The 7,271-nt window shown below is 61.1% G+C and carries 7 protein-coding genes; 4 read left to right on the top strand and 3 right to left on the bottom strand.

Going from position 1 to position 7,271, the window contains the following annotated elements; translation table 11 throughout:
* Positions 1-784: 784 nt before the first annotated feature.
* A complete protein-coding gene (locus A6U98_RS20650) occupies positions 785-1,588 on the top strand; it encodes an SDR family oxidoreductase (protein ID WP_082933937.1) in 804 nt (267 codons plus the stop codon).
* A 20-nt stretch (positions 1,589-1,608) separates the two neighbouring features.
* Complete coding sequence (locus A6U98_RS20645; protein ID WP_064652241.1) at positions 1,609-3,003, top strand: FAD-dependent oxidoreductase; 1,395 nt, start codon at positions 1,609-1,611, stop codon at positions 3,001-3,003.
* A 42-nt stretch (positions 3,004-3,045) separates the two neighbouring features.
* On the opposite strand, the gene A6U98_RS20640 is transcribed toward A6U98_RS20645, so the two are convergent.
* Genes A6U98_RS20640 through A6U98_RS20630 form a run of 3 tightly spaced genes read right to left on the bottom strand, consistent with a single transcriptional unit; the run spans position 3,046 to position 5,451 of the window.
* Entirely contained in the window at positions 3,046-3,381 is a 336-nt protein-coding gene (locus tag A6U98_RS20640; protein WP_064652240.1) for a hypothetical protein, read from the bottom strand.
* Positions 3,381-4,247 (bottom strand): DUF6772 family protein, encoded by an 867-nt coding sequence (locus A6U98_RS20635; RefSeq protein ID WP_064652239.1) that lies wholly within the window; start codon positions 4,245-4,247, stop codon positions 3,381-3,383. Before A6U98_RS20635 ends, A6U98_RS20640 begins: the two co-directional genes overlap by 1 nt.
* A gap of 58 nt (positions 4,248-4,305) precedes the next feature.
* Positions 4,306-5,451 carry a mandelate racemase/muconate lactonizing enzyme family protein gene (locus A6U98_RS20630; RefSeq protein ID WP_064652238.1) on the bottom strand — a complete coding sequence of 382 codons (1,146 nt, stop codon included), beginning with the start codon at positions 5,449-5,451 and terminating at the stop codon, positions 4,306-4,308.
* Between the two features lie 160 nt (positions 5,452-5,611).
* Between A6U98_RS20630 and A6U98_RS20625 the strand changes: the two genes are divergently transcribed.
* The gene (locus A6U98_RS20625; protein WP_064652306.1) at positions 5,612-6,370 is read left to right on the top strand and encodes an FCD domain-containing protein; all 759 of its coding nucleotides are present in this window, start codon (positions 5,612-5,614) and stop codon (positions 6,368-6,370) included.
* The gene (locus tag A6U98_RS20620) at positions 6,367-7,158 is read left to right on the top strand and encodes an SDR family oxidoreductase (RefSeq protein WP_064652237.1); all 792 of its coding nucleotides are present in this window, start codon (positions 6,367-6,369) and stop codon (positions 7,156-7,158) included. Before A6U98_RS20625 ends, A6U98_RS20620 begins: the two co-directional genes overlap by 4 nt.
* Positions 7,159-7,271: the final 113 nt, after the last annotated feature.

Genomic DNA, 7,271 nt, shown 5'->3' with positions numbered 1-7,271 from the left:
GCTTTCCCTGGCGATGGTAGCTCCTCGTCCTGCGGACCATAACCTGAAGGCCGCAGGTTCAAATCCTGCCCCCGCAACCAAATACACAAAGGCCCGCCTCGTGCGGGCTTTTGTGTATCTCGTAACGGGTCGAGGATTTAACGCCTTCTCAGGGGCCTGCAAGAAGGCGAAGCCGACGCAGCGGGACAGAAACTACAAATCCTGCCCCCGCAACCAAAACTTACCTTCGATACTCCAAAGCCCCTCTCATGCAGGGGCTTTTTTGCGTTTCCAGACCTGGGTCCAGAACAAGGCGTAGCCCACAAGGCCGGACTGAAAACAACAGAGCCTGAAACAGGCAACCAGATACAAACTTGCGAAGCTCCTCGACCATTGCGGTCGAGGAGCTTTTTGCGTTTGGCCTCCGAGTCGACCTCCCGGCCGCCAGCTTCTCTTCGAAATCGTTCTGGCGATAAACAGCTCAAGGCTCGTTGCAGTTTCCATCGAAGCCATGATGCTGGCGATCGATCCATGCACCTGCAACGTCCCCGGCTGATAGCCCGAGGTTTGCCGATCACCACCTTTTGGTCAGTTTCGCGGCAAGCCATAAACGGTTGCAATTCCCTCACTCTCGTAAGCAGCGCGCTCATCGGCTCATTTCTCCGTCCCTGAGTATTTGCCACGCGAAACCCTGTTTCCAGACTGCGTATTGCCTCCAAATTGCGCTTTACAACTATATAACATAGTTGCTACGTTGCTAGCGATAGTGAGGCGAGCCTGCTGACTGGTTGTTGGGCTGCCGTTAATGAAGGATGCTGCGACGATGGCTGGGACCTATGCCACTTTCTCCGACGATAGTTTTGCGGGCCGAAGCGTCCTTATCACCGGCGCAGCGAGTGGAATGGGTCTTGAAACTGCAAGGGCCTTCGCCAGCAAGGGCGCGGAAGTGGTCATGGCCGATCGTGATGAGGAGGGGCTGAAGCGCTACGGTGCGGAACTGCGCAATGGCGGCGCGGCGGTTCACACCGTGACGGTGGATGTCAGTGATCAGGAAAGCATCGACAAGGCCTTCGATTATTGTGATGCCAATCTGGCGCGTCTCGATAACGTCGTGACGTGTGCAGCGATCATCACTGCCAAGCGTATATTCGAGCAGGATCGGGCGCATTGGCACCGCGTGCTCGATGTCAATCTGCTCGGCACCTTTTTCATCGTGCAGGGCGCGGTCAAGCGCATGCTCGACAACCCCGACGGTGGCAACATCGTCTGTATCGCCTCGGATGCCGGCGTGCACGGCGGCGGCGGACTGATTGCCGATACCGCCTATGCGGCATCGAAAGCCGCGACCTTGTCGATGGTCAAGTCGGTGGCGCGCGAACTTGCGGGCAAGAAGATCCGCATCAACGCGCTGAACCCCGGGCCGACGGATTCCCCGATGCACTCCCATATCGACCAGTCGCTGAAGGACCGCATCGCCAGCAATCTGCCGATGCGGCGCATGGGGCGGCCGGAGGACATGGCGGCGGCAATCATGTTCCTGTGCTCGGATGCCGCCAGCTTTACCTACGGCGCCGCGCTCGATGTCGATGGCGGATCGATGTTCCGCTAGGCCGGGGAGGGGATAAAACTATGCAGCAGACAGCCCGCCGTTACGCCTATTCGGCCGATATTCCCGAACTCGATGATGTCGATGTGCTCGTCATCGGGGGCGGACCATCGGGATTATCGGCCGCGGTCGCGGCGGCACGTCTTGGTGTGCGGGTGCGCCTTGTGGAGCGCTACGGTTTCCTCGGCGGTAACCTCACGGCGGGCCTCGTCGGCCCCTGCATGACCTCCTATTCGCTCGACGGCAGCCAGCAACTGATCCGCGGCATCTACGAAGAATTCGTTCAGCGGATGATGGCGCTCGGGGGCGCTCTGCATCCGAGTACAATCCCGGCGGGGTCGGCCTATTGCGGCTTCATCGTCTACGGCCACGACAAGGTGACCCCTTTCCAGCCTGAGGCGGCGAAGGTTGCGGCGCAACGCATGTGCGTCGAGGCGGGGGTGGAATTGTTGCTGCACACCATGGTCGTCGATGCGATCGTCGATGATCATGATGCGGACAATCCCCGGGTGCTCGGGGTTGTTTGCGCCGGCAAGGGCGGGCTGAGGAGCGTTCGTGCTAAGGTCGTCGTCGATTGCTCGGCCGATGGCGATGTCGCCCATTATGCCGGAGTGCATACCCGTCAGGGGCGGGAAAGCGACGGACTTTCCCAGCCGCAGACGCTGTTCTTCCGCGTGCAGAACGTCGATGACCAGGTGGTGGAGGATTATATCGGCGCGCATCCGCAGGACTTTCGGCCTTTCGCCTCGATCGTCGCCAAGGCGACGGCAGAGGGCCGCTTTCCCGCGCCTCGCCGCGGCATCGGTCTCTACAAGACCATGGAACCGGGCGTCTGGCGCATCAATACCGGCCGCGTGTTGCGCCGCAATGGGGCTGACGCCCTTGAGCTCTCGCTTGCCGAGGTCGAAGGCCGGGAGCAGACCGTGGCGCTGCTCGATTTCTTCCGCGACAATCTGCCCGGCTTCGAGCAGGTGGAACTGCGGGACACGGCAACCCAGATCGGCGTGCGGGAAACCCGACGGATCGATGGCGCCTACGAACTGACGCTGGAAGATTTGCATTCCGGCCGCGCTTTCGACGATGTCGTGGCGTTGTGCGGCTATCCGCTCGATATTCACGACCCCACAGGTTCGGGCGGTGGTACCGGTGGCGCGGGGCTCGATGCCGCCAATATCTACCAGATACCTTACCGGGTCATGCTGCCGCGCATTCACGAGGGCCTGTTGGTGTCCGGCCGCGCGGTCTCGGCGACGCATGAGGCGCTCAGCGCCATTCGCGTCATGCCGCCCTGCTTTGCGCTCGGCCAAGCGGCCGGTGTTGCCGCAGCACTTTCAGTCGGCAATAGAGCAAGCCCCCGGCATGTCGACTACGCCGATTTGCGCAGGGAACTTCTGGCCCAAGGCGCCTATCTTGGCTGACGGAAGGAGAAAGCGCGGAAGCGATACCCGCGTTATCTCAAGTCAGGCCTTCAGATGAAGGGTCACCAGCACGGTGCATTCGGCGCCTTCGGCAAAGCGGGTTGCAACGCGGAGCCAATTGCCGAAGGCGTTGAGCCGGGCCACGGCAACGCCGTCCTGTTCGCCCGGCATGACGAATTCCGTTCCTTCCCGAACCCAATGCATGCCGTCAGGCGAGATTTCCACCCAACCCTTGGGTGCAATGCCTACGGGAGGCTTCAATGCCCGAATGAAGAACACGGCTTCATGCGCCCAGCCGGCCTCATAGGGTTCGCTCGCGGCGTCGCCACTCCAGCGCTCATTGCGGGTTATCACCGCCGTGATGTTTTCGGGAAGCATCAAAAATCCCCTGAAATGCAGATGGAATCGACGTAGAGAAAGGCACGCTTGGCGACATCCGTCTCGGCGAACAGGCAGAAGTTCAGCATGCACCAGAGGTTTTTCATCGCCGGAATCCGGATCGACTCGAAGCCGGATACGTCGAAATTCCGGTCGTTGCACTGCAAGCCAGTCGCCTTCATGGAGGCGAGGTCGAAATCGAAGCGCATATAGCTCCAGTTCACCTTCGTCGGGATCTCGTTGTAGCAGAGCCGTTGTTCACCATCCGGCAAGTCCAGCCAGCCTTCAGGCGCCAGGTGATAGTGGCTTACGGTCTTATCTTCCCGGCCGATGGCGGTGAAGGATGTGGTCTCACGTTTGTACTGCCATTTCTGCAGGTGCTTGCCGTCGAGTGCATTGAGAAAGCGCAGATGTGGCATAACCCGCTCGCCGTCTCCGTCGCGATCGCCGCATTGCAGGTCGAACAGGAAGCCGATCGATCGCACGTCGGTTTCCGATAGTTTCAGTTCCGTCGCCTCCGGCTTGAACGTGAAGTAAATTTCGAAGCGGATCGGCCCGCGCTTGCGGAAGGTATGGCGCTTGATTGCAACGTTCTGGGCACCCGGTTTTGCCTTTGTGGCGATCTTTAGCGCGTAGGACGAATCCATGCCGCCGTGGGATCCTGCATCCCAATGCCCGAGAGTTGAGAGCATGGCACTCGAGTGCTGGGCAAAACCGGGCAGCATGACGTCGAGGCTGTCCTCGTAATTGCCGACCAACTGTGACCAGCCGCAATGCCCGCGCGAAAAATCGTCAAAGGACAGGATGCGCGGCAGAGGATCGAAACGGCTGAGCGCCGGATCTGCGCGAAGCATGGCGAGCCTCATGGCTTCCATCACGTCGGCTGCGGAAGAGGGGACTGATGTCGTCATTATGGCGTTGACCTCACTGTATGCGGAGCCGTTTGACGGCGTCCCAATCGATTTCGATGCCGAGACCCGGCCGTGTCGGCACGTCGAGCCGGCCATTCTTCTGGCGCAGGCAGCCGGGCGCCAGATCGGCCAGGTCGCGCTTGAAGGGGCTAAGATCGCATTCGCATTCCATCACCCGGAAATTCGGAAGGGCGGCTGCCAGATGCGCGCTGGCCGTCTCGCAGATAATGCCGGACATGCCGATATGCGGGGCATAGCCCACATTATGGAGGGCGGCATAGTCGGCCATGCGCCGTGTTTCGGAAATGCCGCCGGCACGGGCGACATCTGGCTGCAGGATTGAAAGGGTGCGGTTGGCGACGAGACGTTGCGCCTGATCGGCGGTAAAGTTGCTCTCTCCGGCTGCGAGCGGTACGTCGCAGCGTTTGCGAAGTTCTTCGTAGCCTTGCTCGTTTTCCGGCGCCAGCGGCTCCTCGAACCAGAAGTAGCCGTTGGCCGAAAGTGCCCTGCCGACTTCGATCGCCTGGTCCAGATCATAGGCCCAGTTGGCGTCGACACAGAGTTCGATATCGTCGCCGGCACGTTTGCGCAGCCGTTCGATGCGCCTGCAGGCTTCCCTGACGGGATTGGCCATCTTGACTTTGATGCGCGGGAATCCCTCGCCGATATAACGCTCCAGTTCCCGATCCGCCTCAGCATCGTCGACCCAGTTTACGGCGGCGGCATAGACCTCGATCGTCTCCCTGCCGACGCCGCCAAGCAGCTTGGCGATCGGCATGCCGGCGGCCTTGCCCATGATGTCCCACAGCGCAATGTCGACGCCAGCGATCGCCTCGATCAGCATGCCGCCGGCGCGGCCTGACAGCGAGCGCCGCATGGATTGCCAGAGGGCGCCGATGTTGCGTGCGTCCTGTCCGATCAGCCGTGGTTTTAACGAGGTTTCGATCAGTTCCGCGTAGGCCTTGGGCGAAAACCGGGCCAGAGCTTCACCGATGCCGACGATGCCGGCATCGGTGCGCACCTCGATGAGAACCATCGAGACCTTGTGATAGGTGCCCCAGGACGTGACGGTCGGTTTGGGCAGCATCTGGCTGAGCGGATGAGCGACGACATCTGAAATGAGGATCGCCTGTCCGGTCGAACGTTGCACGGATTCCATCGGCTCTTTCGTTCCCAATGTTTTGCTCGCTGCTCCGGGTTTTGCTCGCTGCTTTGGGGCGTGTCTGTTATTCCTAGCCAGATGATGGCGACTTGGCAACTGATAAACCTAGTTGCTAAGTTGGAAACTGCATGTTAGCTTTGTGAATATGAGGATCGAGATGACTGAAATTCCCGAAAGGAAACCCGTTTTCACCGCCAAGCCGCCGAACCCTTCGCGGTTGGCGGATGGGGTGTCCGATGCGATTGCCGCCGCACTCTTTGATGGGCGCATCTCGCCTGGTGAGCCGTTGCCGCCCGAAGGGGAGATCGCCAGGGAGTTCGGTGTCTCGAAGCCGATCGCCCGTGAGGCGCTTCGCCAGCTGACCGCAGCCGGGCTGATCTTCACCCAACAAGGCAAGGTTGCCCGCGCCAAGGCGCTGAGCGGCGAATCGATGGACAAAATCTACGGCTACGCGGTGCGTTCCAGTCTCAAGCGGCTGCGCGAAGCCAATGAAATGCGCCGCGTCATCGAGACGGGAATTGCCCGGCTCGCCGCCGAACGTCGCGATCCGGAAGGTCTGGATATCATGCGGCAGGGCTTGGCGGGCATGCTGGCTTCCGTTCAGGAGCCCTCCGGCTTTACCGCCGCCGACATCCTTTTTCACCTTGGCCTTGCCGTGACGACAGGTAATTACATGATCCGAGTGCACATGGAGAGCATGCGTTCCGTGCAGCGCGAGGTGTCGGAATTGTTTTCACGTCGCGCCAATCGCAGCGACGCTGACTGGCGGGCAACGATTGGCCGGCATCAGGCGATCTACGACGCAATTGCGGTTGGTGATGCCGACCTCGCCGAGCAAAAAATCCGTGAGCATTTCGAAGCCGCCGACATTGCCTCGCTCGAGGTGGCCGACAAGTTGAAAGATGCCGAGCGATGAGCGCCGCGCGCTTCTCACTGAAAGGCCGGCGCGTGCTGGTAACCGGTGCCAGTTCCGGCATCGGCCGGGCTGTTGCGCTTGGCCTTGCGGAGCATGGAGCGGAACTGATCCTGCATCATTTCGGGAATGAGACGGGCGCGAGTGAGGTGGCCCGGGCGACCGGCGGCACGGCGCCGGTACTGGAAGCAGACTTCACTGACGGGCGTGCGACGCAGGCTTTTGCCGATGAAGTGCTCAAATCACACGGCCCGATCGATATCCTCATTGCCAATGCCGCCATCGAACATCGGCGACCCTGGCAGGAATTGGATGAGGCGCATGTCAACGCCCATGTGGCATCGAATTTCTCGGCGCTGCTGACGCTGACGGCAAAGCTGGTTCCACCGATGGCCGAGCGGGGCTGGGGCAGGGTCGTCGCCACAGGCAGTATCATGGCGGTGCGGCCGCGGGCGGAAACGGTTGTTTATGCGTCGCTCAAGGCGGCGCAGTTGACTGCGATCAGGTCGATTGCGCGCGAAACCGGCCACCGCGGCGTCACGCTGAATGTGGTTTCGCCGGGTGCGATCGAGATCGAAGCCAATGCCGCGCGCTATGGCGACCCGGCGTTCCGCAAAGCGGTTGCCGCCAAGATCCCTGTGGGCAGGCCGGGCCAGCCGCAGGACCTGGTTGGGGCGTTTGTTTTTTTGTGCAGCGATGCTGCCAGCTACATTACGGGTGCAAATATCCCGGTCGACGGAGGATGGTCGATCGGAGACGCGCCCGGGAGCCTTCCGCACGCTGCCGGGTGAGCGGCCTGCGGCAAGGTTTTCGAGATCATGCGGCGGAACCACCCGCCGCAGCTTGCAGCCAACCGCCGAACGAATGCCGTTCGCATTCATTCGGTGAAGGCTGATCGCCGACG

The sequence above is a fragment of the Rhizobium sp. WYCCWR10014 genome (genome assembly GCF_001657485.1).
GTDB lineage: Bacteria > Pseudomonadota > Alphaproteobacteria > Rhizobiales > Rhizobiaceae > Rhizobium.
Note: the sequence above shows the minus strand (reverse complement) of the source record. Positions and strands in the feature narration are given on the sequence as shown.